Source organism: Cellulomonas sp. JH27-2 (genome assembly GCF_014837175.1).
In the GTDB taxonomy this organism is placed as follows: domain Bacteria; phylum Actinomycetota; class Actinomycetes; order Actinomycetales; family Cellulomonadaceae; genus Cellulomonas.
On sequence record NZ_JACYFR010000003.1, the window covers coordinates 337,439 to 360,082 of the forward strand.

General features: G+C 72.7%; 24 protein-coding genes and 1 pseudogene. 19 read left to right on the forward strand and 6 right to left on the reverse strand.

The annotated features are described in order from the left end of the window. Positions 1-78 precede the first annotated feature (78 nt). Positions 79-1,392 (forward strand): glycosyltransferase, encoded by a 1,314-nt coding sequence (locus IC607_RS10605; RefSeq protein ID WP_191787756.1) that lies wholly within the window; start codon positions 79-81, stop codon positions 1,390-1,392. Positions 1,393-1,434: 42 nt separating this feature from the next. Then, positions 1,435-2,175: a phosphoglyceromutase gene (locus tag IC607_RS10610; RefSeq protein WP_191787350.1), complete on the forward strand. Its 741-nt coding sequence runs from the start codon at positions 1,435-1,437 to the stop codon at positions 2,173-2,175. A 55-nt stretch (positions 2,176-2,230) separates the two neighbouring features. Here the strand turns inward: IC607_RS10610 and IC607_RS10615 are convergent, their stop codons facing one another. Next, the gene (locus IC607_RS10615) at positions 2,231-2,614 is read right to left on the reverse strand and encodes a hypothetical protein (RefSeq protein WP_191787351.1); all 384 of its coding nucleotides are present in this window, start codon (positions 2,612-2,614) and stop codon (positions 2,231-2,233) included. Positions 2,615-2,675: 61 nt separating this feature from the next. Then, positions 2,676-3,341, reverse strand: a complete 666-nt coding sequence (phoU, locus tag IC607_RS10620; protein WP_191787352.1) for a phosphate signaling complex protein PhoU — start codon at positions 3,339-3,341, stop codon at positions 2,676-2,678. A gap of 206 nt (positions 3,342-3,547) precedes the next feature. Between phoU and IC607_RS10625 the strand changes: the two genes are divergently transcribed. The 9 genes from IC607_RS10625 to pstB all read left to right on the forward strand — a co-directional run bounded on the left by IC607_RS10625 (position 3,548) and on the right by pstB (position 11,217). Continuing rightward, the gene (locus tag IC607_RS10625) at positions 3,548-3,949 is read left to right on the forward strand and encodes a hypothetical protein (RefSeq protein WP_191787353.1); all 402 of its coding nucleotides are present in this window, start codon (positions 3,548-3,550) and stop codon (positions 3,947-3,949) included. Between the two features lie 47 nt (positions 3,950-3,996). After that, positions 3,997-4,425: a DUF6325 family protein gene (locus tag IC607_RS10630; protein ID WP_191787354.1), complete on the forward strand. Its 429-nt coding sequence runs from the start codon at positions 3,997-3,999 to the stop codon at positions 4,423-4,425. Positions 4,426-4,465: 40 nt separating this feature from the next. Continuing rightward, the gene (locus IC607_RS10635) at positions 4,466-4,837 is read left to right on the forward strand and encodes an SHOCT domain-containing protein (RefSeq protein ID WP_225224818.1); all 372 of its coding nucleotides are present in this window, start codon (positions 4,466-4,468) and stop codon (positions 4,835-4,837) included. 150 nt (positions 4,838-4,987) lie between these two features. Beyond that, positions 4,988-6,160 (forward strand): sensor histidine kinase, encoded by a 1,173-nt coding sequence (locus IC607_RS10640; RefSeq protein ID WP_370526138.1) that lies wholly within the window; start codon positions 4,988-4,990, stop codon positions 6,158-6,160. After that, a complete protein-coding gene (locus IC607_RS10645) occupies positions 6,157-6,876 on the forward strand; it encodes a response regulator transcription factor (RefSeq protein ID WP_191787356.1) in 720 nt (239 codons plus the stop codon). The genes IC607_RS10640 and IC607_RS10645 overlap by 4 nt, the downstream gene beginning before the upstream one ends. A gap of 293 nt (positions 6,877-7,169) precedes the next feature. Next, complete coding sequence (pstS, locus tag IC607_RS10650) at positions 7,170-8,300, forward strand: phosphate ABC transporter substrate-binding protein PstS (protein ID WP_191787357.1); 1,131 nt, start codon at positions 7,170-7,172, stop codon at positions 8,298-8,300. Positions 8,301-8,412: 112 nt separating this feature from the next. Next, positions 8,413-9,441, forward strand: a complete 1,029-nt coding sequence (pstC, locus tag IC607_RS10655; RefSeq protein WP_191787358.1) for a phosphate ABC transporter permease subunit PstC — start codon at positions 8,413-8,415, stop codon at positions 9,439-9,441. 1 nt (position 9,442) lies between these two features. Then, entirely contained in the window at positions 9,443-10,399 is a 957-nt protein-coding gene (pstA, locus tag IC607_RS10660) for a phosphate ABC transporter permease PstA (protein ID WP_191787359.1), read from the forward strand. Positions 10,400-10,437: 38 nt separating this feature from the next. Further along, entirely contained in the window at positions 10,438-11,217 is a 780-nt protein-coding gene (gene pstB / locus IC607_RS10665; protein WP_191787360.1) for a phosphate ABC transporter ATP-binding protein PstB, read from the forward strand. A 64-nt stretch (positions 11,218-11,281) separates the two neighbouring features. Here pstB and IC607_RS10670 read toward each other — a convergent pair whose 3' ends face one another. Then, a complete protein-coding gene (locus tag IC607_RS10670) occupies positions 11,282-11,797 on the reverse strand; it encodes a hypothetical protein (RefSeq protein ID WP_191787361.1) in 516 nt (171 codons plus the stop codon). 244 nt (positions 11,798-12,041) lie between these two features. On the opposite strand from IC607_RS10670, the gene IC607_RS10675 reads away from it, so the two are divergent. Genes IC607_RS10675 through ispF form a run of 3 tightly spaced genes read left to right on the forward strand, consistent with a single transcriptional unit; the run spans position 12,042 to position 13,785 of the window. Further along, complete coding sequence (locus IC607_RS10675) at positions 12,042-12,524, forward strand: CarD family transcriptional regulator (protein WP_013769765.1); 483 nt, start codon at positions 12,042-12,044, stop codon at positions 12,522-12,524. Position 12,525: 1 nt separating this feature from the next. Next, positions 12,526-13,287: a 2-C-methyl-D-erythritol 4-phosphate cytidylyltransferase gene (ispD, locus tag IC607_RS10680; protein ID WP_370526140.1), complete on the forward strand. Its 762-nt coding sequence runs from the start codon at positions 12,526-12,528 to the stop codon at positions 13,285-13,287. Between the two features lie 3 nt (positions 13,288-13,290). Next, positions 13,291-13,785, forward strand: coding sequence for a 2-C-methyl-D-erythritol 2,4-cyclodiphosphate synthase (gene ispF, locus IC607_RS10685; protein ID WP_191787362.1), 495 nt, complete (start codon positions 13,291-13,293; stop codon positions 13,783-13,785). A 44-nt stretch (positions 13,786-13,829) separates the two neighbouring features. On the opposite strand, the pseudogene IC607_RS10690 reads toward ispF, so the two are convergent. Continuing rightward, a pseudogene (locus IC607_RS10690) lies at positions 13,830-14,747 on the reverse strand (EamA family transporter); the annotation flags it as partial. A 6-nt stretch (positions 14,748-14,753) separates the two neighbouring features. Between IC607_RS10690 and IC607_RS10695 the strand changes: the two are divergent. Further along, the gene (locus IC607_RS10695; protein ID WP_191787363.1) at positions 14,754-15,647 is read left to right on the forward strand and encodes a LysR family transcriptional regulator; all 894 of its coding nucleotides are present in this window, start codon (positions 14,754-14,756) and stop codon (positions 15,645-15,647) included. 17 nt (positions 15,648-15,664) lie between these two features. On the opposite strand, the gene IC607_RS10700 is transcribed toward IC607_RS10695, so the two are convergent. Next, complete coding sequence (locus IC607_RS10700) at positions 15,665-16,606, reverse strand: NADP-dependent oxidoreductase (RefSeq protein WP_191787364.1); 942 nt, start codon at positions 16,604-16,606, stop codon at positions 15,665-15,667. 62 nt (positions 16,607-16,668) lie between these two features. Beyond that, positions 16,669-18,006 carry a D-arabinono-1,4-lactone oxidase gene (locus tag IC607_RS10705; protein ID WP_191787365.1) on the reverse strand — a complete coding sequence of 446 codons (1,338 nt, stop codon included), beginning with the start codon at positions 18,004-18,006 and terminating at the stop codon, positions 16,669-16,671. Positions 18,007-18,126: 120 nt separating this feature from the next. Here IC607_RS10705 and IC607_RS10710 point away from each other — a divergent pair, with 120 nt between their 5' ends. Genes IC607_RS10710 through cysS form a run of 4 tightly spaced genes read left to right on the forward strand, consistent with a single transcriptional unit; the run spans position 18,127 to position 22,644 of the window. Then, positions 18,127-18,798 carry a TetR/AcrR family transcriptional regulator gene (locus tag IC607_RS10710; protein ID WP_191787366.1) on the forward strand — a complete coding sequence of 224 codons (672 nt, stop codon included), beginning with the start codon at positions 18,127-18,129 and terminating at the stop codon, positions 18,796-18,798. Then, the gene (locus IC607_RS17855; protein ID WP_191787367.1) at positions 18,795-20,003 is read left to right on the forward strand and encodes an MFS transporter; all 1,209 of its coding nucleotides are present in this window, start codon (positions 18,795-18,797) and stop codon (positions 20,001-20,003) included. Before IC607_RS10710 ends, IC607_RS17855 begins: the two co-directional genes overlap by 4 nt. Further along, positions 20,000-21,178 carry an amino acid deaminase/aldolase gene (locus IC607_RS10720; RefSeq protein ID WP_191787368.1) on the forward strand — a complete coding sequence of 393 codons (1,179 nt, stop codon included), beginning with the start codon at positions 20,000-20,002 and terminating at the stop codon, positions 21,176-21,178. The genes IC607_RS17855 and IC607_RS10720 overlap by 4 nt, the downstream gene beginning before the upstream one ends. Positions 21,179-21,210: 32 nt before the next feature. After that, a complete protein-coding gene (gene cysS, locus IC607_RS10725) occupies positions 21,211-22,644 on the forward strand; it encodes a cysteine--tRNA ligase (RefSeq protein WP_191787369.1) in 1,434 nt (477 codons plus the stop codon).

Here is a 22,644-nt window from a genome sequence, read left to right on the forward strand (position 1 = left end):
GGGATCGTGCGGGAGAATGGGCACCAGACCACCCGCCCGCCGCAAGGAGCCCACGTGACCCACGCCCCGCGTGTCGCCATGCTCAGCGTGCACACCTCGCCGCTGGAGCAGCCGGGCACGGGGGACGCGGGCGGCATGAACGTCTACGTGCTCGAGCTGTCGAAGGCGCTCGCGGCACGGGGTGCGCGGGTCGAGGTGTTCACGCGCGCGACGTCGTCGGACCTGCCGGAGACCGTGGTGCTGCCGGGGACGGACGCGGACGGCCGCGAGCTGGACCGGGCGGCCTCGCGCGAGGTGCTGCTGGCGCAGGACGTCGCGCCGGGCGTGGTGCCGCCCGTGCTGGTTCACCACGTGCCGGCCGGCCCGTTCGAGCGGCTCGACAAGAACGACCTGCCGGGCGTGCTGTGCGGGATGGCGGCGGGCGTGCTCCGGACAGAGTCGGCGCGGCGGCCGGGCTGGTACGACGTGGTGCACTCGCACTACTGGCTGTCCGGGCAGGTGGGGCGCATCGCGGCCGACCGCTGGGAGGTGCCGCTGGTCCACACCGCGCACACGCTGGCGCGCGTGAAGAACGCGGCGCTCGCCCCCGGGGACGAGGCCGAGCCCGCGGCGCGTGAGCTGGGGGAGGAGCACGTCGTCGCGGAGGCCGACGCGCTGGTCGCGTCCACGCCGGCCGAGGCGCGCGAGCTCGTCGAGCTCTACGGCGCCGACCCGGAGCGCGTGCACGTGGTCGAGCCGGGTGTGGACCTGCGGCGGTTCGCGCCGGTGCCGCCGGAGCAGCGTGCGGCCGCCCGACGAGACCTCGGCCTGCCCGCCGACCGTGACGTGGTCCTGTTCGCGGGCCGCATCCAGGCGCTCAAGGCCCCCGACGTGCTGGTCCGCGCGCTCGGCGTCCTCAAGGCGACGGGCAGGCCCGTCCCGCTCCTCGTCGTGCTCGGTGGCCCGTCGGGTCGCTCGACGTCGGTGCGCGAGCTGCGTGCGCTCACGCACGTGACCGGCGTCGAGGACGACGTGCTCCTGCGCCCGCCGGCCGACCGCGACTCGCTCGCGGACTGGTACCACGCCGCCGACCTCGTGGCGATGCCGTCGCGCTCCGAGTCGTTCGGGCTGGTCGCCGCGGAGGCGCAGGCCGCGGGCGTCCCCGTCCTCGCCGCGGCCGTCGGCGGGTTGCGCTCGATCGTCGACCACGACGTCTCCGGCCGGCTGGTCCGCGGCCACGACCCGGCGCGCTGGGCCGACGAGATCGCCGACTTGCTCGCCGACCGCGACCGGCTCGCCGCGATGGGCGTCGCGGCACGTCCGGCGGCCGAGCGGTTCGGCTGGGACGCGGCCGCCGACCAGCTGCTCAAGGTCTACGCCGTGGCGGGCGAGAGGCTCCGTCCCAGGGACTGACGTCCCGTCGCCCGGCACCGGGCGCTGCGGCAGGATGGACCCATGACCTACACCCTCGTGCTGCTCCGCCACGGCGAGAGCGAGTGGAATGCCAAGAACCTGTTCACCGGCTGGGTGGATGTGGCCCTGTCCGAGAAGGGCGTCGAGGAGGCCAAGCGCGGCGGGACGCTGCTGACCGACGCCGGCGTGCTGCCGGACGTCGTGCACACGTCGCTGCTCCGCCGGGCGATCACCACCGCCAACCTGGCGCTCGACGCCGCCGACCGGCACTGGATCCCCGTCCGCCGCTCGTGGCGCCTGAACGAGCGCCACTACGGCGCGCTGCAGGGCAAGGACAAGAAGCAGACGCTCGACGAGTACGGCGAGGAGCAGTTCATGCTCTGGCGCCGCTCCTACGACTTCCCGCCGCCGGACATCGAGCTCGGCTCGGAGTTCTCGCAGGACGCCGACCCGCGCTACGCGGGCGAGCCGATCCCGCGCGCCGAGGCCCTCGAGCAGGTCCTCGAGCGGGCGCTGCCGTACTGGGAGTCGGACATCGTCCCGGACCTGCGCTCCGGCAAGACGGTGCTCGTCGCGGCGCACGGCAACTCGATCCGCGCGCTGGTCAAGCACCTCGACGACGTGGACAGCGCGACGATCGCCGGGATCAACATCCCCACCGGCATCCCGCTGCTCTACACGCTCGACGAGGAGACGCTGAAGCCCACCAACCCGGGTGGCACGTACCTCGACCCGGAGGCTGCCGCGGAGGCCATCAAGGCCGTCGCCAACCAGGGTCGCTGAGACATCGCGAAGCCCCGGTCACCGCACAGGTGACCGGGGCTTCGTGCCGCCGTCGTCAGGGTCGGTACGGCGTCCACGCGGCGACGAGCACGCAGGCCACCGCGAGGACGACCAGCACCGAGACCCCGAGCGCACGGATCCTGCGACTCGACCGTCGCATCCCGAGCCTGACGACGACGGCGGCGCCCGCCAGCACGGTGAGGGCGGGCCAGACGATGCTCGGCTGGGTGTACTCGGGCGGGCACGTGTCAGGCCGCAGCGCGGAGACCGCGTCGAGCGCCCCGTCCCTGACCGATGCGCCCACGAGCTCCTCCACGGCGCACGGGTAGGCACCGGCGAAGTATCGGATGCACCACAGGGCGAGGATCGCGATGGTCGTGGCGACCGCGGCCGTCCCGAGAGATCGGGGCGCGGGGTGCGTCGGTGTCGTGGTGGTCACGCCGCACAGCGAACCAGCCGCAGACGACGTGCGTCTACGGCTGGTCCGGTGGGCGACCAGGTCAGATCGCGGAGCGGTCCAGGTCGTCGGCGGAGACGCCGGTGACGAGGTAGACGACGCGACGGGCGACGGAGACGCCGTGGTCCCCGAACCGCTCGTAGAAGCGGCTGAGCAGCGTGGTGTCGATCGTCTCCTGCGTGCTGGCGGACCAGGAGCCGCCCAGCATCGCGGTGAAGACGTCCTCGTGCAGCTCGTCGAGCAGGTCGTCGTCCGTCTCGATGCTCTCGGCCAGCGCCAGGTCGCGGCTCTCCAGCAGCGTCGCCGTGCGTCGGGCGACGCGGACGGCGGCGTCGTGCATCTCGGCGAACGTGCCCGCGAGGCTCTGCGGGACGGCCTGGCGCGGGTAGCGGCCGCGGGCCACCTGGGCGACGTGCCGGGCCAGGTCGCCCATGCGCTCGAGCGAGGCGCTCATACGCAGCGCGGTGACCACGACGCGCAGGTCGGTGGCGACCGGCGCCTGCTGCGCCAGCAGCCCGACGCAGCGCTCGTCGACCTCACGCTCCAGGGCGTCGATGGCGATGTCGTCGGCGATCACCGACTCCGCGAGACCGAGGTCCCCCGTGAGCAGGGCGACGCCGGCGTTCGTCACGGCGTGCTCGACCAGGTGGCTCATGGCCACGAGGTCCTCGCCGAGCTGGGTGAGCTCGGCCTCGAAGATGTCCCGCATGTGATCCCTCTCGGTGCTTGCTGCCGGGTGGCGACGGCCAGGTTCGCACCGGCAGGTGAACAACCGTGCGCCGCCAGGTGAACGCGCGGCGGCAGTTGGATGTTCGGACCGTTCACGCAGGGCGAAGCCTCGTCGCCTGCACAGACGCATGACTAGGGTGCAAGACTGACGGCCAGGACGCACGCGCACGACGTGGAGGGGCACACATGGCAGGCAAGGTCACGGCGTGGGTCGGCTGGGTGTGGTTCGCGGCGTTCACCCTCATCGCCCTCGGGCTGTTCAACATCACCACCGGGCTCGTGGCGGTGTTCAACACCAAGGACGTCGTCGCGTGGACCAACTCGGGTCTGGCGATCGTCGACGTCTCCACGTGGGGCTGGGTGCACCTGGTCGTCGGCGTGCTGATCCTGCTCACCGGGTTCGCGCTCTTCGGTGGTGCCGGCTGGGCGCGGTTCGTCGCGATCCTCCTGGTGGTCGTGAACCTCGTGACCCAGTTCGTCTCGCTGCCCGTCACCCCGTGGTGGTCGCTCGTCGTCATCGGCCTGGACATCGTGGTCCTGTGGGCGCTGGTGGTGCACGGCGAGGAGGCCGAGCGGGCCGCCGCCTGACGCTTTCCATCTGATCAGCAGCACCCGAACACAGGAGAGAAGAACTGATGGCTTCCACCTTCGGTCCGGTCGAGCTCATCGCGCTCGGCTTCCCGGACGACCGCATCCCCGACGAGGTCAAGGCGCAGCTCGCTGCGCTGGTGGTCTCGGAGCAGGTGCGGATCATCGACCTCGTCGTCGTCCGCCGCCCGCTGGAGGGCGACCTCGAGATCATCGAGCTCGAGGACCTGGGCGACGAGCTCGCGATCACGGACGTCGAGCTCGAGGGCGGCGGTCTGGCGGGCGACGAGGACATCGCCGACATCGCCGAGGCCGTTCCCGCCGGCACGTCGGCGCTCGTGCTCGTCTTCGAGCACGTCTGGTCCAACGGCATCGCGCAGGCGATCCGCGAGACGGGCGGCGTGCTGCTCGCCGCGGAGCGCATCCCGGCCGAGGTCGTCGCGGCCATCGCCGAGCTCGAGGACGCGTCGGCCTGACGCCCGCTCCCACCTTTCTTCTCAACCCCAAGGAGTTCGCATGCCCCCCTTCCGTCGGATGGGCCGTCCCGGCCTGATCGGGACCGCCGCCCGCACCGCCGTCATCGCCGGCACCGCCACGGCCGTCACCGGCAACGTCGCGCGCCGCCAGGCTGGTCGCGCGCAGGCCAGCGCTCAGGCCAGCTACGAGCAGCAGCAGTACGAGGCCGCCGAGCAGCAGCGCCAGATCGAGGAGGCGGCCCGCCAGGCTGCCGCCCAGCAGGCTGCCGCGGCATCGGCACCGGCCATCGCTGCTCCCGCCGCTGGTGGCGACGACATCATCAGCAAGCTCAACCAGCTCGCCCAGCTCCAGGCGGCGGGCGTGCTGAGCGCCGACGAGTTCGCCGCCGCCAAGGCGAAGCTGCTCGCCTGATCGTTCGGCCGACGAGGCCCCGGACCTGCCCTGACGCAGGCCGGGGCCTCGTGCATGTCCGTGAACGACAGATGAATGCTCGGCGGCGGGTGGCCGACGGCGACCCGGAAAGGTCCGATCGGGGCCGTGCGTCGCCCTAGGGTTGGTCGCGTGAGTGCCGACGGGTGGGAGCTGATCGTCGCCGGATGCCTGGGCATCCTGGTCGGCGCGTTCGCCGTGATCGCCTACTGGATCAGCCAGCGCTCCATGCACAGGATGCCGCAGACCCCCGCCCCGGAGCTCGACGAGGGCCTGGTGCGGATGCTTGCGGTGCTGCGCTCGGCGGCGATCGTGCTCGACCCCGAGGACACGGTGGTCCGTGCGAGCGCGCCCGCGTACTCGCTCGGCCTGGTGCGAGACGGCCTCGTGGTGCCACCCGCGATCCGTGAGCTCATCGAGAGCGTCCGCCGCGACGGAGTGATCCGCGACGAGGAGCTGGAGGTCGCGCGCGGCCCGCTCGGCAAGGGCACGCTCCTGCTGCAGGTCCGCGTCGCGCAGGTGACGCCGCGGCACGTCGTCGTGCTGGCGGAGGACCAGACCCAGGCCAAGCGACTCGAGGCCATCCGCCGCGACTTCGTCGTGAACATCTCCCACGAGCTGAAGACGCCCGTGGGCGCCCTCACCCTGCTGGCCGAGACCGTGCAGGACGCGGCCGACGACCCCGAGGCGGTGCGCCGGTTCGCGGGCCGCATCCAGACCGAGGCCGTCCGCCTGTCCGCCCTGGTCCACGAGATCATCGAGCTGTCCCGGCTGCAGGTCGCCGGCGCGTTGACCGAGGTGTCGACGGTCGAGCTCGACGACGTGGTCAAGGAGGCCGTGGACCGCGCGAGGACCACGGCCGACGCCAAGCGGGTCCGCCTGGAGGTCGGCGGCCAGAGCGGTGTCCAGGTCTCGGGGCAGCACGACCTGCTCGTGACGGCCGTGCGCAACCTCGTCGACAACGCGGTCGCGTACTCGGGTGAGGCGTCGCGCGTGGGCGTCGGGGTGCGGATGGCCGACGACATCGTCGAGATCGCCGTCGTCGACGAGGGCATCGGCATCTCCGCCGCCGACCAGGAACGCGTCTTCGAACGCTTCTACCGCGTGGACCCTGCGCGCTCGCGCGAGACCGGTGGCACCGGTCTGGGTCTGTCCATCGTCAAGCACGTCGCCGCCGACCACGGGGGGGACGTGACCGTCTGGTCGCGGCCCGGCCGTGGTTCCACGTTCACGCTGCGCCTCCCCTGCGCGGCCGCCCCCGCATCGTCCGAAGAAGGAGCACACGTGCACCGGAACGCGTCATGACGCGCATCCTCGTGGTCGAGGACGAGGAGTCCTACCGCGACCCCCTGACCTACCAGCTGCAGCGCGAGGGCTACGACGTGGTCTCCGCCGCGACCGGCACCGACGGCCTCGACCGCTTCAACGAGGGCGGCGTGGACCTGGTCCTGCTCGACCTCATGCTTCCCGGGATGCCGGGCACGGAGGTGTGCCGGCAGATCCGGCTGACCAGCGACGTGCCGGTCATCATGCTCACGGCCAAGGATGACGAGATCGACAAGGTCGTCGGCCTGGAGCTGGGCGCCGACGACTACGTCACCAAGCCGTACTCGTCGCGCGAGCTGCTGGCCCGCGTGCGCGCGGTGCTGCGGCGTCGCTCGATCGTCGCGGTCCCGTCGCCCGGTGCGGAGGCGTCGGACGACGAGGACGACGACGACCTGCTCGTCGCCGGTCCCATCCGCATGGACGTCGAGCGGCACACCGTGCGCGTGCACGACGAGCTGGTCGCGTTCCCCCTCAAGGAGTTCGAGCTGCTGGAGCTGCTGCTGCGCAACGCCGGGCGTGTCCTGACGCGCGGCCAGCTGATCGACCGCATCTGGGGCTCGGACTACGTCGGCGACACCAAGACGCTCGACGTCCACGTCAAGCGCGTCCGCGCCAAGGTCGAGCCGGACCCGGCCAACCCGACGCTCCTCGTGACGGTCCGCGGGTTGGGCTACAAGCTGACGCCGGAGGGCTGAACCGGAGCGCAGCGGATGGTGGGGGCGAAGCACCCGCCAACCGCGGAGCGGAGGTTCAGCCCGACCAGAGGCACAGAGGGCTGACCCCGACTCACCCCCAGCGTCCGAGCAAGTGGCTGCTACAGCGGCCACTTGCTCGGACGTCGTGCGTTGCTGGACGCGCGAACAACTGTCGGCCAGCGTTCACCTGGGGTTCAACTGGCTCCGACCGGCAGGTCACATCCGCTTCCTAACGTCGGCATCGCTGCGCTCGACACCCGGGCGCACGACAGACGAACAGGACGGACTCCACAGTGAAGCTCTCCCTTCCCAGCCGCGTCGGTGCGGTCGCCCTTGCCGGTGTGATCGCCGTCTCGCTGACGGCGTGCGGATCGGACGACCCGGTCGCGGACGCGGGTTCGCCCAGCGGCGGCGCATCGGCCGACGGCGGAAGCTCCAACCTCAGCGGCCAGCTCAACGGCTCGGGCGCCAGCACCCAGACCTCGGCCATGGACGCGTGGCGCGCCGGCTTCCAGCAGACGAACTCGGGCGTCACGGTCAACTACGACCCGATCGGCTCGGGCGGTGGCGTGACTGCGTTCCTCAGCGGCGCCGTGCAGTGGGCGGGTTCCGACTCGCCGCTCGTGAACCCCGACGAGACGGACAAGGCGAAGGACCGCTGCTTCGGCACCGACGCGATCGACCTGCCGGTCTACGTCAGCCCGATCGCCGTCGTCTTCAACCTCAAGGGCGTCGACAAGCTGAACCTGTCGGCCAAGACGATCGCGCAGATCTTCGACGGCAAGATCACCACCTGGGACGACGCGGCCATCAAGGCCGACAACCCGGACGCCGACCTCCCGTCGACGAAGATCACGCCCATCCACCGCTCCGACGAGTCGGGCACCACGAAGAACTTCACCGACTACCTGAACCAGGCCGGCGAGGGCGCGTGGAGCTACGACGCCGACAAGGTGTGGCCCATCAAGGGCGGCGAGTCTGGCGCGCAGACGCAGGGCCTGATCCAGGCCGTGCAGGGCGGCGACGGCACGATCGGCTACGCCGACGAGTCGCAGGCCGGCACGCTGGGCCAGGCGTCGATCAAGGTCGGCGACACCTTCACGGCCCCGTCGGCCGAGGGCGCCGCCGCCGCGCTGGACGCGTCGCCGCGTGACGACACGCGCACCGAGCACGACATCGCGATCAAGCTGGACCGCACCACGACGGCGGCGGGGGCCTACCCGCTGGTCCTGGTCTCCTACGCGATCGCCTGCGGCGCGTACGACAAGCAGGCCGACGTGGACAACGTGAAGGCGTTCCTGACGTACATCTCCAGCAGCGAGGGCCAGCAGGCCGCTGCCGGTGCGGCGGGTTCGGCCCCGATCTCGGACAAGCTCGCGGCCGACGTCAAGGCGTCGATCGACACCATCAAGCTCGCTTCCTGAGCTCGGCCCGGCCTGGCCGGGTGCACGACGCTGACCGCCGACGGTCGGCCCGCCCCGGGGGGACGCGGGCCGACCGTCGGCACAGCACCACAGCTGACTTACCTGGAGAGACGTGACCAGCACACAGACCCCTGCGGCACCCCGGTCGGAACGACCGGGCCCGGGGCCGGAGAGTGCGCCGCCGCGCGCGAAGAAGAAGCGTGCCTACAAGGCGCCGGCCGACCGAGGCGCCAACCGCCTGTTCCGGTGGGCGGCGACCGGCGCGGGCGCCTTCATCCTCGTCGTGCTGGCCGCCGTGGCCGTGTTCCTGATCGTCAAGGCGTGGCCGGCCATCTCGATGCCGACCGACGAGCTGGCCGCCCAGGTCAGCGCGCTCCACGGCAGCTCGCTGCTCGCCTACATCGGCCCGCTCGTCTTCGGCACGGTCCTGGCTGCGGCGCTCGCGCTGCTGTTCGCGACCCCCGTCGCGATGGGCATCGCCCTGTTCACGTCGCACTACGCCCCGCGCCGGATCGCGAGCGCGCTCGGCTACGTCGTCGACCTGCTCGCCGCGATCCCGTCGGTCGTCTACGGCCTGTGGGGCGCGACGGTGCTGGTCAACGTGGTCAAGCCGCTGTGGCTCTGGCTCAACACGCACCTGTCGTGGATCCCGTTCTTCGGCGGTGAGGCGTCGCCGACGGGTCGCGTCGTCCTGTCGGTCGCGATCGTGCTGGCCGTCATGATCCTGCCGATCATCACGGCGGTCTCCCGCGAGGTCTTCCTGCAGGCTCCGCGCCTGCACGAGGAGGCCGCCCTGGCGCTCGGCGCGACGCGCTGGGAGATGATCCGGATGGCCGTCCTGCCGTTCGCCCGCTCGGGGGTCATCTCGGCCGCGATGCTCGGCCTGGGCCGCGCGCTCGGCGAGACGATGGCCGTCGTCATGATCCTGTCGCCCGGCGCGACGTACTCCTTCCTGCTGCTGGTAGCAGGCAAGCACAACACCATCGCGGCCAACATCGCGTCGCAGTTCCCGGAGGCCAACCCGATCGGCGTCTCGACGCTCATCGCGACCGGCCTGGCGCTGTTCGTCATCACCCTCGCGGTGAACATGGCCGCCCGCGCGATCGTCGCGCGCCGCAAGGACTTCTCGGGAGCCAACTGACATGACCACCACCACGGCCACCCCGAGCTCCGGCGCCCCCTCCGGGCTGCGCGAGATCCTGACGAACACCGACCCGCGCCGGCGTCGCACGGACCGCACCATGAAGGTGCTGATCTACGCGGCGTTCGCGATCGCGATGATCCCCCTGGTCTCCGTGCTCTGGACCGTGGTGTCCAAGGGCATCGGTCACCTGAACTCGTACTTCCTGCTGCACTCCATGCGCGGCGTGTTCGGTGGCATGGACGCCGGCGGCATCTACCACGCGATCATCGGCACGCTCCTGATCACGTTGTGGGCTACCGTCATCTCGGTGCCGATCGGCCTGATGGTGGCCGTGTACCTGGTCGAGTACGGTCGTGGCCGGCTGGCCCGCGCCGTGACGTTCTTCGTCGACGTCATGACGGGCATCCCGTCGATCGTCGCCGGTCTGTTCGCCTACGCGCTGTTCGCGCTGTTCTTCGGGCCGGGCGTCCGGATGGGCATCGCCGGATCGGTGGCGCTCTCGGTCCTCATGATCCCGGTGGTCGTCCGCTCGTCGGAGGAGATGCTGCGCCTGGTCCCCAACGAGCTGCGCGAGGCGGCCCTGGCGCTCGCGGTGCCCAAGTGGCTCGTGACCGTCCGCGTGGTCCTGCGCACCGCCGTGGCGGGCATCGTCACCGGCATCACGATCGCCGTGGCTCGCATCATCGGCGAGACGGCACCGCTCCTGGTGACGGTCGGCGTGGCCGACTCCATCAACTACAACATGGTCGACGGCCGCATGATGACGCTGCCCGTCTACATCTACCGGCAGTTCCAGCAGGGTCTGGTGCCCTGCTCGCCGACGGCGACGAACTGCGTGCCGACCATCAACTTCGACCGTGCGTGGTCGGCCGCGCTCGTCCTGATCATCATCGTCATGCTGCTCAACCTCGTGGGGCGGCTCATCACGCGGCTCTTCGCGCCGAAGTCCCGCTGACCCCCCACCTCCTGGTATCCCTGAAAGGCCCGCACCCCATGTCTCAGCGCATCGATGTCAAGGACCTGAACATCTTCTACGGCGACTTCAAGGCCGTGGCGGACGTGCAGATCGCCGTCGAGCCTCGGTCCGTGACCGCCTTCATCGGCCCGTCCGGCTGCGGGAAGTCGACCTTCCTGCGCACGCTCAACCGGATGCACGAGGTGATCCCCGGTGCCTACGTCGAGGGCACCGTCGCGATGGACGGCGTGGACCTGTACGCCGCGGACGTCGACCCGGTGGCGGTGCGCCGCCAGGTCGGCATGGTCTTCCAGCGCCCCAACCCGTTCCCGACGATGTCGATCGCGGAGAACGTGCTCGCGGGCGTGCGGCTCAACAACAAGCGCATCTCCAAGGGCGACGCGCAGGACCTCGTCGAGCAGTCGCTCCAGGGCGCGAACCTCTGGAACGAGGTCAAGGACCGCCTCGACCGCCCGGGCTCGGGCCTGTCCGGCGGCCAGCAGCAGCGTCTGTGCATCGCCCGTGCGATCGCCGTCAAGCCGCAGGTGCTGCTCATGGACGAGCCCTGCTCGGCCCTCGACCCGATCTCGACCCTCGCCATCGAGGACCTGATCGCCGAGCTCAAGTCGCAGTACACGATCGTGATCGTGACCCACAACATGCAGCAGGCCGCCCGCGTCTCCGACCGCACGGCGTTCTTCAACCTGGCCGGCGTCGGTCAGGCAGGTCGTCTGGTGGAGGTCGACGACACCGCGACGATCTTCTCCGCCCCGCACGAGCAGGCCACCGAGGACTACATCTCGGGTCGCTTCGGCTGATCGGGACCTCGACGCAGAAGAGCCCCGGACCGCTTCGGCGGTCCGGGGCTCTTGCGCGTGTGCGTCAGGCCGACGGGGTCGGTGTGGGGATCAGCGTCGCGTACTCGGGCTGCGAGCCGTCGAGGACCGGCACGGCCAGGTCCTGGCTGCCCGCGGTGTCCGTGGCGATCGTGATCGGCAGCAGCGCGCCGGGGGCGACGCTGACGGCCGGGATCGTGAAGTTCTCGCGCCCGTCGCCGGGTGCCCCGCCGGTGGTGTCCTCGGTCAGCAGCACGGTCTGGCCGGGCTCGACGTTCACGGTCGCCGTGTCGTCGCCCGCCGTGAGCGTCACGGTGCGGGTCGTCGCGCCGTCGTTCGTCAGCGCACCCTGCACGGCGCCGGGCGCACCCTTGGCCGACGACAGCACCATGAGGTTGGAGGCCCGGACGTCACCGAGGGTCGCACGCACGCCGTCCGACGCGCTGTACTCCTTCTCCGTGGTCATCGGGTTGGTGGCCGAGCAGCCGGCCAGCATCAGGCCTGCGACGCACAGGCCGGTGGCGGACCAGAGCCGGAGGGTGCGGGGGCGGAGCGAGGTCACGGGGACTCCAGGGGCGTCGGGGTGGATCGGCGCAGCGCATGACGCTGCACTGGAAAGACTAGCGGGCGAGGCGTCGTCGGGCCGCCTCCGAGGCGTGTGGCGGCGGCCACCCGGGCCGTCCCGCCGGAGGGGTGGACCGACCGCTCCCTGACCAGCGCAGACGGTGTGCGCGCGACACGCGCCGTCGGAATCGGGCGAATTGTGCCGTGATAAGGTAGGACCCCGCGAAAGGGGACACCTGCAGATGACTTTCACTGTTGGGGAGACCGTTGTCTACCCGCACCACGGTGCAGCGTTGATCGAAGAGATCAAGACCAGGACCATCCGCGGAGAGGACAAGATCTACCTCAAGCTCAAGGTGGCCCAGGGGGATCTCACCATCGAGGTCCCGGCGGAGAACGTCGACCTCGTCGGCGTGCGTGACGTCGTGGGTCAGGAGGGTCTGGACCGTGTGTTCGAGGTCCTGCGGGCCCCGTACACGGAGGAGCCCACCAACTGGTCGCGTCGGTACAAGGCGAACCTCGAGAAGCTCGCCTCCGGCGACGTCATCAAGGTGGCCGAGGTCGTGCGTGACCTGTCGCGTCGTGACGCGGACCGCGGTCTGTCGGCCGGCGAGAAGCGCATGCTGGCCAAGGCTCGTCAGATCCTCGTCTCGGAGCTCGCGCTGGCCGAGCACACCGAGGAGGAGAAGGCCGAGGCCATCCTCGACGAGGTCCTCGCCTCCTGAGGTGCGGACGGCTCCTGAGCTGCGGACCGCCGCGATCCTGACGGCCGCAGGCAGCGGCGCCAGGCTGGGGCACGCCCTGCCGAAGGCCCTCGTGCCGGTGGCAGGCGACCCGATCGTCCTGCACGCCGCCCGGCGGCTGTGCGCATCCCGGTTCGACGACCGGCCCATCGAGTCCCTCGTCGTGTCCGCCCCCGCGGGTCACGTCGAGGGATTCGTGCGTCTGCTGGACGGTCTCCCCGTGCGCGTCACGGTGGTGGCCGGCGGTCCGTCGCGGCAGGCGTCGGTGGCCGCGGCGTTGGCGGCGGTGCCCGACGACGTCGACGTGGTGCTGGTGCACGACGCCGCGCGCCCGTTCGCGCCGCCCGCGCTGATCGAGCGTGTGGTCGCAGCCGTCGCGGCGGGGCACGAGGCGGTGGTCCCCGGGCTCGCCGTCACGGACACGATCAAGCGCGTGGGACCGACCGACGACGGCGGGCCGGCCGAGGGGTGGCCGGTCCTCGGCACGGTGGACCGCGCCACGCTGCGCGCGGTGCAGACCCCGCAGGGCTTCACGCGTGCGCTGCTGGCGCGCGCGCACGCGGCGGCGGCCGACGACGCGGCCGACGAGTCGCTCGCGGCCTCGGACGACGCCGGCCTGGTCGAACGCCTCGGTCTGCCGGTCTGGGTGGTGCCCGGGGACGACGACGCCGCGAAGATCACGACGCGACGCGATCTGGCGATCGCGGAGCTGACGGTCGACCCTTCCTTCCCGACGGAGCGCTGACACATGCCCACGAACCTTCCGCGCACGGGCATCGGTGTCGACGTGCACGCCTACGATCCAGACCCGGCGCCGGACGCGGTCCTGCACCTGGCCGGCCTCGCATGGCCGGGCGAGCGACCGCTGGCGGGTCACTCCGACGCGGACGTCGCCGCGCACGCCGCCGCCGACGCGCTGCTCTCCGCGGCGGGCCTGGGGGACCTGGGCTCGAACTTCGGCACGGCCGAGCCGCAGTGGGCCGGTGCCGCCGGAGCGGTGCTCCTGGCCGAGGCGGCCCGCCGGGTGCGGGACGCGGGGTTCGACGTCGGCAACGTCGTGGTCCAGGTGATCGGCAACCGCCCCCGGCTGGGTCAGCGGCGCGACGAGGCCCAGGCCGTGCTGTCGGAGGCTGTGGGTGCGCCCGTCGCGCTGTCCGCCACGACGACGGACGGACTGGGGCTGACGGGGCGAGGGGAGGGCGTCGCGGCGATCGCCACGGCGCTCGTCGTCGCGCGGTCCTGACGGCCGCGTCCGGCGCCCACCCGCACGCTCCCCAGCAGCACCCCGCCGACCACCAGCGCACCGCACGCCAGCTCGACGGGAGCCGTGCGCTCGCCGAGGATCAGCCACGCCGAGCCGATCCCGACGACGGGAACGAGCATCGAGAACGGTGCGACGACGCCGGCCGGGTACCGCGACATGAGCGAGGTCCACAGACCCGATCCGAGCAGCGTCCCGATCAGCACGGTGAACGCGAGCCCGCCCAGCGCCGCCAGGCCGGTCGGGGAACCGAGCCCGGTGAACGAGTCGCCGATCCGCGCGGTCCCCTCGACGGCGAGCGACAGCGCGAGCAGCGGCACGGGCGGCACGACGGACATCCACAGCAGCAGCCGGAAGGACTCGTCGGGCGCGGTGCGCACGGCCAGGCGGCTGCCGAGGTTGCCCAGCGCCCAGCCCAGCCCGCCGCACAGCGTGAGCAGCACGGGCACGAGGGTGGTGCCGCCGGCGACGTCGGCGCGGTGCAGCGCGATGCCCGCCAGGCCCGCGGCGGCGACCAGGATCCCGAGCGCCTGGCGCCCCGAGACCCGCTCGCGCAGCAGCAGCGCGGCCAGCACCACGGTGAACGGCGCCGACGACTGCAGCACCAGCGACGCGAGGCCGGTGGGCATGCCCGCGGACATCGCCCAGTAGAGGAACACGAACTGCAGGATCCCGAACCCCAGCCCGTACAGCAGCAGCCACCGCACGCGCACCGCGGGGCGCGGGACCAGCAGCATGGTCGGCACGGCGATGAGCGCGAACCGCAGGGCCACGAGGAAGAACGGCGGGAACTGCTGCAGCGACAGGTGGATCGCGGGGAAGTTGAGGCCCCAGCACACGGCGACGAGGGCGGCGAGGAGGCGGTCACGGGTGCTCACGGGTCGAGCATGAGCCCGACCAACACTCCAGCACCATCGAAAAGAACTGACGCGTCCTTGTAGCATCGCTGCATGGATGTGCGCGGCCTCGAGGCGCTCCGTGCGGTCCGGTCGCAGGGCGGCGTCACGGGTGCGGCGGCGGCGCTGCACCTCACGCCGTCGGCGGTCTCGCAGCAAGTGGCCGGGCTGCAGCGGGAGGTCGGGCTGCCCCTGACCGAGCGGGTGGGGCGCGGGCTGCGCCTCACACCGGCGGGCGAGGCGCTGGCCGATGCGGCGCTCGACGTGGCCGTCGCGCTCGAGCGGGCCCGGGCCGCGGTCGACGACTTCGCCGGCAGCCCCGTCGGCACCGTGCGCGTGAGCGCCTTCGCGAGCGGCGCCCAGCTGCTGCTGCCCGCGCTCCTGAGCCGAGTCGCGGCGTTCGACGGCGTCGACGCCGACTGCACCGACGAGGACGTGGCCCAGGACGAGTTCGTGGGCCTGACCGACCGCTACGACATCGTCGTCGCGCACCGTCCGGACGGCTCCCGCGCCTGGGCCGGCGTCCGGGCGGTCCCGCTGCTGCGCGAACCCCTGGACCTGGCCGTGGCGCCCGACCACCCGTTCGCGGACCGGCCCGGCGTCGACGCGGCCGAGCTGGCCGGGCAGCGCTGGATCGCGGTGCGGGAGGGCTTCCCGGTCTGGTCCGTCCTGGCCGTGATCGGTGAGGCGTCCGGCGCCGAGCCGCGCGTGGCCCACCGCATCAACGACTTCCACGTCGCGGCGGCGTTCGTCGCGGCGGGGCACGGCGTCTCGCTGCTGCCGCGCTACACGTTCGGCGGCGCGCCCCACGTGCGGCTGGTGCCGCTCACGGGCGTGCGGGCCGGGCGGCGCATCGACGCGCTGCTGCGCCCGGACCGGGCCGAGCGGCTCGTCGTGCGGCGGGTGCTCGACGAGCTCCGGGAGGTCGCGGCCGACGTCGTGCGCTGAAGTGCTCTCGCGACGGCTCAGGGCAGCAGGACGAGCTTGCCGCCCGCGTGGCCGCCGCGGCCCTCGCGGTGGGCGTCCGCCACGTCGTCGAGCGCGTACGTCCGTGCGACGCGCACGTCGAGGACGCCGTCGGAGGCCAGCTCGGCGAGCTGGCCGCGGGCCGCCTCACGGATGTCCGTGCCGGGGTCGGCGCCGGGGCCGCCGCCGAGCGCCAGGATGCCGAGCGACGACGCGCGCGCGAACCCGGCGATCGTCGCGATGCGGCCGCGGTCGGCGACCAGCGCGACGGACGTGTCGAGGGCCTCGTCGGTGCCGACGGTGTCGATCGCGGCGGTGACCGGTCCCGGCGCCACGGCGCGGATGCGCTCGATCAGGCCCGCGCCGTACTCGACGGGGATGGCGCCGAGGCTGCGCAGGTCGTCGTGCGCGTGTGGGGACGCCGTCGCGACGACCGCCGCGCCGCGCAGCTCGGCGAGCTGGACGACCATGCGCCCCACCCCGCCAGAGCCGCCGTGCACCAGCACCACGTCGCCGCGGTGCACCGACGCGGCGGTCAGGGCGTGCACGGCCGTCGTTCCCGCGAGCATCAGGCCACCCGCCGCAGCCCAGCTCAGGTCCGCCGGACGCCGGACGGTGACCTGCTCGGAGACCTCGAGCTGGTCGGCGTAGCCGCCGCGGACGCGCCAGGCGATCACCTCGTCGCCCTCGGCGAGCCAGCGCACGCCGGGTCCGATGGCGGAGACGACCCCCGCGACCTCCAGCCCGAGCCGCAGGGGCAGGCGCGAGGCGTCCGCACCCGGGGAGTCGGCGTAGGTCTTCCAGTCGATCGGGTTCACGCCGGCCGCGCGGACCTGCACGACGACGTTGCCGGGTCCCGGCTCGACGCGCGGCCCGTCGACGACCTGCAGGACCTCAGGTCCCCCGAATGCGGCAGCGACGACGACACGGTTCTGGGTCACGGGGACAGATTGCACCGCCCGACTGTGAGGCGCCAGGGTCCGAAGTCCGGGAAAGCCGTGGTTCACACCTGCGGGTGACGAGCCCCGAAGACGTGGTCGGTGTACGGGTTGCCGAACAGCCCGTCGGGATCGGCCGTCGCGCGGACGCGCTGGGCGTCTGCGAACCGGGGGTAGAGCTCGGCGAACCGCTCGGAGTCGAGCCAGTGCATCTTGCCCCAGTGCGGGCGACCGTCGACCTGGCGCATGATCGCCTCGACCGCGTCGAAGTACCGGCGGAACGGCATCTTCACGTACTGGTGCGCGGCCACGTACGCGGTCTCGCGGCCGTGCGCGGTGGACAGCCACAGGTCGTCGGCCGCGGCGAAGCGGATCTCCAGCGGGAAGGGGACGCGCTCGCCCGACGAGCGCAGCCACGCCTCGATCTCGCCCAGCACGGCCGGGAGCTCGCGACGGGGGATCGCGTACTCCATCTCGCGGAACACGATCCGCCGCGGGGAGACGAACACCTCGTGCGACGGGGCGACGTAGCGGCGGGCGCTGAGCGCGCGCGCCGCGATCGCGTTGATCCGCGGCGTCGTGGCCGGGACCAGCGTTGCGAGGCGGTTCGTCAGGCCGAACAGGCCGTTCGACAGCAGCTCGTCGTCGATCCAGGCGCGCACGGGGTTCAGTGGCTCGACGACGTCGGCGGCCACCCGGTTGTTGCGCTTGGTCAGCGTCCGGCGGGTGTGCGGGAACCAGTAGAACTCGAAGTGGTCGTTGCCGTCGACCAGGTCGTCGAGCCCCTCCAGCACGGCGTCGAGCGACCACGGCTCCTCGCGGGCCTCCAGCCGGAACGCCGGGACCACCTCGAGCGTGACCGCCGCCAGGACGCCGACGCTGCCGAGCCCCAGGCGCGCCATCGCGAAGAGCTCGGGCTGCTCGTCGCGCGAGACGTCGACGACGTCGCCGGTCGCCGTGACCAACCGCACGCCGACGACCTGCGTCGCGAGGCCGCCCAGGCGGGCGCCTGTGCCGTGCGTCCCGGTCGAGATCGCGCCCGCCACGGTCTGCTGGTCGATGTCGCCCAGGTTGCGCATGGCCAGGCCGTGCGCGGCCAGCAGAGAGTTCAGCGTGTGGAGCCGGGTGCCCGCGCCGACGGTCGCGTACGCGGTCCCGTCGGGCCGGCGCTCGAGGCTCTCGAGACCCGCGAGATGGTCGAGGTGCAGGTGAACGCCCTCGGTGACCGCGGCGGGAGTGAACGAGTGTCCGCCACCGACCGCGCGGACGCGCAGCGCGTCGCGCGCCGCACCCTGCACGGTGCGAGACAATTCCTGCAGGTCACGAGGGGTCTCGCTACGGTGAGGAGTGGCGACGGCGGTGCGCGCCCAGTTCTGCCAGGTCGCGCCTCGTCTGGTCCCCATAACAGCAGAGAGTGACTTGAACATCTGTCCAAGTCAAGTGGTGACGTGCTTCACTGGGCGCAGTGAGGGCGGGGGAGTGCGCACGACCACGGGTCGGGCGCGCGCAGGGAGGGGACCGAGATGAACCGCATGCCTGTGGCGGAACGCAGGGAACAGCTCGTCGAGGCGGCGTTGACCGTCGCGAGCCGCGACGGGATCGAGGCCGCGACCGTCCGAGCCGTGGCGGCCGAGGCCGGCGTGTCGCTTGGCGTCGTCCACTACTGCTTCCAGGACAAGGACGAGCTGCTGCGCGCGATGGCGCACGCCATCACGGAGCGGAACACCGTCCGCGGCCTGGAGGACCTGCCGCAGGGGCTGCCGCCGGCGACCGCCATCGAGTACGCGATCGAGGCCGTCTGGGCGTCGATCTCCGGCACGCGCGGGTCCCAGCTGCTCAGCTACGAGCTCACCACGGCCTCGCTGCGCAGCGCGGAGCTCAACAAGGTCGCGATGGAGCAGTACGAGGGCCAGTGGGCGGCCGCGACGCAGGTGCTCGAGGCCATCGGGCACGCCGCCGACGTGAGCTGGTCCATGGACGCCGAGGAGATCGCACGCATCGTCGTCGCGGTCGTCGACGGCTACTCGCTCGCCTGGCTGGTGGACGGTGACGCCGAGAAGGCGCTCCGCGGCCTGCACGGGCTGGGCGGGTACCTCGCGACCCTCACCGTCCCGCGCGACGGTGCGGCCGCGACCGAGCCCGCGACGGACCCTGCTCTGGCCGCCCCCGCCGCCGACCCGGCAGGCGCTGCGTGACGGGCGCACCGGCGGAGTCGTCCCGGCGCGCGCGCCTGGCGACGAGCCTGGCGTTCACCGCGCAGGGCTTCGTGCTGCTCCTGCTGCTGCTGAGCCTGGACTCGTTCAAGACCAGGTACGGCGTCGACGACGACCTCATCACGGTCGCGGTCGCGGGCGTGCTCCTCGCGGCGGCGGCGGGCACGTTCGTCGCGGACGCGATCAGCCGGCGCGGTGGGAGCTGGGTCGCGCTGGTCACCGGGCTGACCCTCATCGGCGTCGCCGTCCCGCTCGCGGCCAGCGCGCCGACGTTCGGGCTGGTCATCGGGGCCTTCGCGATCTACGGCCTGGCGCTCGGCATGGTGGACGCGTCCCAGAACATGCAGGCGGTCGCCGTGCAGCGCGCCTACGGCCGGCCGCTCACCGCGGGCTTCTACGCGGCCTGGTCCGTCGGCGCCGTGGTCGCATCCTTCGTCGTCTCTGCCGGGATCGCCCTCGACCTGAGGCTCGAGCCCGTGCACGTCGTGTTCCTGCTCGCCACGCCCGTCACCTGGGTGTCGGCCGTCCTCGTCGCCCGCTGTGGCCTGCGGACGCAGGACGCGCCGCTGGAGCCGACCGGGGACCACCCGCGCAACCACGTGCCGTGGCGCCCCATGCTGGTGCTCGCCGTCGCCGTCGTCGCGTACTTCGCCGTCGACAACGCGACGCAGACGTGGGGCACCATCTACCTGCTCGACGCGCTCGACGCGGCCGACTGGGTCGCGCCGCTCGTCATCGCGCCCTATCTCGCCGCGACGCTGGTCTCCCGGCTGGTCGGGGACTCGCTGGTGCGGCGCTGGGGACGGGTGCGGGTGGTGCGGGTCGCGTCGCTGATCGGCGCCGCCGGCCTGCTGCTCGTCGTGCTCGCCCACGGCGTCGTCGCCGCGACCGTCGGCTTCTCGGTGGCCGGCGCCGGTCTCGGCCTGATCGTGCCGCTCTGCTTCTCCGCGGCGGGCGCGCTCTCGCCCGACCACGCCGACGCGGTCATCGCGCGGCTCAACGTCTTCAACTACCTGGGCACGCTGCTGGGCGCCGTGATGGTGGGGGCGATCGGGAGCGCGACGTCGTTCCGGATCGGCTTCCTCATCCCCGTCGCGCTCGTCCTCGTGGTGGCCGTGCTGGCGGGCCGGTTCGCCACGCCCGCGGCCCGCCCGGAATCGACGACCCCTCAGGAGGTCTCCGCATGACGCTCGGCGCACGCCTCGACGCAGCCACGGGCCACCTGCCCGCTCCTCTCGCGGTCGTCGACCTCGACGCCCTGGAGGCCAACGCCGACGACCTCGTGCGCCGCGCGGCCGGCACCCCCATCCGTGTCGCCAGCAAGTCCGTGCGCGTGCGTGAGGTGCTGCACCGCGTCCTCGCGCGCCCGGGCTTCGCGGGCGTCATGGGCTACTCCCTGCGCGAGGGGCTGTGGCTCGTCTCGCAGGGGGTCGACGACGTGCTGCTGGGCTACCCGACCGTCGACGTCGGGGCCCTGGACGACCTGGCCGCGAACCCCGCTGCCGCGGCAGCGATCACGCTCATGGTCGACGACGTCGCCCAGGTCGACCTCGCGGCAAAGGCCGCCGCGGCGCACGGCACGACGATCCGCGTCTGCCTCGACGTCGACGCGTCGCTGCAGGTGCGGTTCGGCCCGATCCGCGCGCACCTGGGTGTGCGGCGCTCGCCCGTCCACACCGCCGAGCAGGCCGGCGAGCTGGCGGCGTACATCGCGCAGCGCGACGGCATCGACGTGCGCGGCGTCATGTTCTACGAGGCGCAGGTGGCCGGCCTCCCTGACTCCTCGCCCGCGGTGCGGGCGGTGAAGAAGCTGTCGATCCGGGACCTCGCGACGCGGCGCACGGCCGTGGTCGAGGCTGTCGAGGCGGCCGTCGGGCATCGCCTGGAGCTCGTGAACTCGGGCGGGTCGGGCTCGGTGCAGACCAGCGCCGCGGCGCCGTCGGTCACCGAGGTCACCGCGGGCTCCGGCCTGTTCGTCCCGACGCTGTTCGACGACTACCGCTCGTTCGAGCCCCGGCCCGCCGCGTTCTTCGGGCTCGACGTCGTCCGGATCCCCGCGCCCGGCTACGCCACCGCGTTCGGCGGCGGCTACATCGCGTCGGGCCCGCCGACGAAGTCGCGCCAGCCGCGGCCGGTGTTCCCCGGCGGCCTGTCGCTGACCGACCGCGAGGGCGCCGGTGAGGTGCAGACGCCGCTGCGCGTGCCCGCCCGCTCCGACCTGCGCGTCGGCGACCGCGTGTGGTTCCGGCACGCCAAGTCCGGCGAGGTGATGGAGCGGTTCGCGACCGTGCACCTGGTGCGGGGCGAGGCGGTTGAGGCGAGCGTGCCCACCTACCGGGGCGAGGGCGGCACGTTCGGCTGAGCCGCAGGCCGGGCGCCCGGTAACCTTGCCCGGTGACCCTCCGCCTGTTCGACACCGCCACCCGCCAGGTGAGCGACTTCGTCCCGCTCACCGCGGGCGAGGTCGGCATCTACCTGTGCGGTGCGACCGTCCAGGCGCCCCCGCACATCGGGCACCTGCGCTCGGGCGTCGCGTTCGACGTGCTGGTCCGCTGGCTGCGGCGCACGGGCCACCGCGTGACGCTGGTGCGCAACGTCACGGACATCGACGACAAGATCCTGGCCAAGGCCGCCGACGCCGGTGAGCCGTGGTGGGCGTGGGCCGCGACCAACGAGCGGGCGTTCACCGCAGCGTACGACGCGCTCGGCGTCCTGCCCCCCTCCTACGAGCCGCGTGCGACCGGGCACATCCCCGGCATGGTCGAGCTCATGGCGCGCCTCATCGAGCGCGGGCACGCGTACGCGGCGGACACCGGCGACGTGTACTTCGACGTCGCCTCGTTCCCCGAGTACGGCTCGCTGACCAACCAGCGCGTCGAGGACATGGTCCCCGCGCCCGACGCGGCACCCGAGGGCTCGGACAAGCGCGACCCTCGCGACTTCGCGCTCTGGAAGGCCCACAAGCCGGGCGAGCCGGAGACGGCGTCGTGGGACACGCCGTACGGCCGCGGCCGCCCCGGCTGGCACCTCGAGTGCTCCGCCATGTCGTTGCGCTACCTGGGCGAGGCGTTCGACATCCACGGCGGCGGCCTGGACCTGCGGTTCCCGCACCACGAGAACGAGCAGGCCCAGTCGCGCGCGGCCGGCTACCCGTTCGCGCGGTACTGGCTGCACAACGGCTGGGTGACGCAGGGCGGCGCCAAGATGAGCAAGTCGCTGGGCAACGGGCTGCTGGTGACGGCCGTGCTCGCCACGACCCGGCCGGCCGTGCTGCGGTACGCCATGACGGCCGTGCAGTACCGCTCCATGCTCGAGTGGTCGGACGCGACGCTCGTCGAGGCCGAGGCGACGTGGGACCGGCTCGCGGGCTTCGTCGAGCGTGCCGCGGAGAAGGTCGGGGTCGCGGACGACGACGAGGTGGCGAAGGTCGAGCTGCCCGCGGACTTCGTCGCGGCGATGGACGACGACCTCAACGTGCCCGCCGCGCTCGCGGTGGTGCACGAGCACCTGCGCGCCGGCAACACCGCGCTGGCCGCCGCCGACCTGGACGGTGCGCGCACCGCGATGGTGGTGCTGCGGGCCATGCTCGACGTGCTGGGCCTGGACCCGGGTGGCGCCCAGTGGCGCTCGCGCGGGGCCGACGAGCGCTACGCGGCCGCCCTCGAGTCCGTCGTGGCCGCCGAGCTGGAGGCCCGTGCCGCCGCCCGGGCCGCACGCGACTTCGCCACGTCCGACGCCATCCGCGACCGCCTCGCCGCGGCCGGCGTGGTGGTCGAGGACTCCCCGACCGGCGCCCGCTGGTCACTCGCCGCGCGCCCCGACGCCTGA

Bases quoted from the DNA above. Each gene is read 5' to 3' on its own strand.
- IC607_RS10605 (WP_191787756.1), top strand. From the start codon at position 79: ATGCTCAGCGTGCACACCTCGCCGCTGGAGCAGCCGGGCACGGGGGAC.
- IC607_RS10610 (WP_191787350.1), top strand. From the start codon at position 1,435: ATGACCTACACCCTCGTGCTGCTCCGCCACGGCGAGAGCGAGTGGAAT.
- phoU (WP_191787352.1), bottom strand. From the start codon at position 3,341: ATGCGGGACATCTTCGAGGCCGAGCTCACCCAGCTCGGCGAGGACCTC.
- IC607_RS10625 (WP_191787353.1), top strand. From the start codon at position 3,548: ATGGCAGGCAAGGTCACGGCGTGGGTCGGCTGGGTGTGGTTCGCGGCG.
- IC607_RS10630 (WP_191787354.1), top strand. From the start codon at position 3,997: ATGGCTTCCACCTTCGGTCCGGTCGAGCTCATCGCGCTCGGCTTCCCG.
- IC607_RS10635 (WP_225224818.1), top strand. From the start codon at position 4,466: ATGCCCCCCTTCCGTCGGATGGGCCGTCCCGGCCTGATCGGGACCGCC.
- IC607_RS10645 (WP_191787356.1), top strand. From the start codon at position 6,157: ATGACGCGCATCCTCGTGGTCGAGGACGAGGAGTCCTACCGCGACCCC.
- pstA (WP_191787359.1), top strand. From the start codon at position 9,443: ATGACCACCACCACGGCCACCCCGAGCTCCGGCGCCCCCTCCGGGCTG.
- pstB (WP_191787360.1), top strand. From the start codon at position 10,438: ATGTCTCAGCGCATCGATGTCAAGGACCTGAACATCTTCTACGGCGAC.
- IC607_RS10675 (WP_013769765.1), top strand. From the start codon at position 12,042: ATGACTTTCACTGTTGGGGAGACCGTTGTCTACCCGCACCACGGTGCA.
- ispF (WP_191787362.1), top strand. From the start codon at position 13,291: ATGCCCACGAACCTTCCGCGCACGGGCATCGGTGTCGACGTGCACGCC.
- IC607_RS10695 (WP_191787363.1), top strand. From the start codon at position 14,754: ATGGATGTGCGCGGCCTCGAGGCGCTCCGTGCGGTCCGGTCGCAGGGC.
- IC607_RS10705 (WP_191787365.1), bottom strand. From the start codon at position 18,006: ATGGGGACCAGACGAGGCGCGACCTGGCAGAACTGGGCGCGCACCGCC.
- IC607_RS10710 (WP_191787366.1), top strand. From the start codon at position 18,127: ATGAACCGCATGCCTGTGGCGGAACGCAGGGAACAGCTCGTCGAGGCG.
- IC607_RS10720 (WP_191787368.1), top strand. From the start codon at position 20,000: ATGACGCTCGGCGCACGCCTCGACGCAGCCACGGGCCACCTGCCCGCT.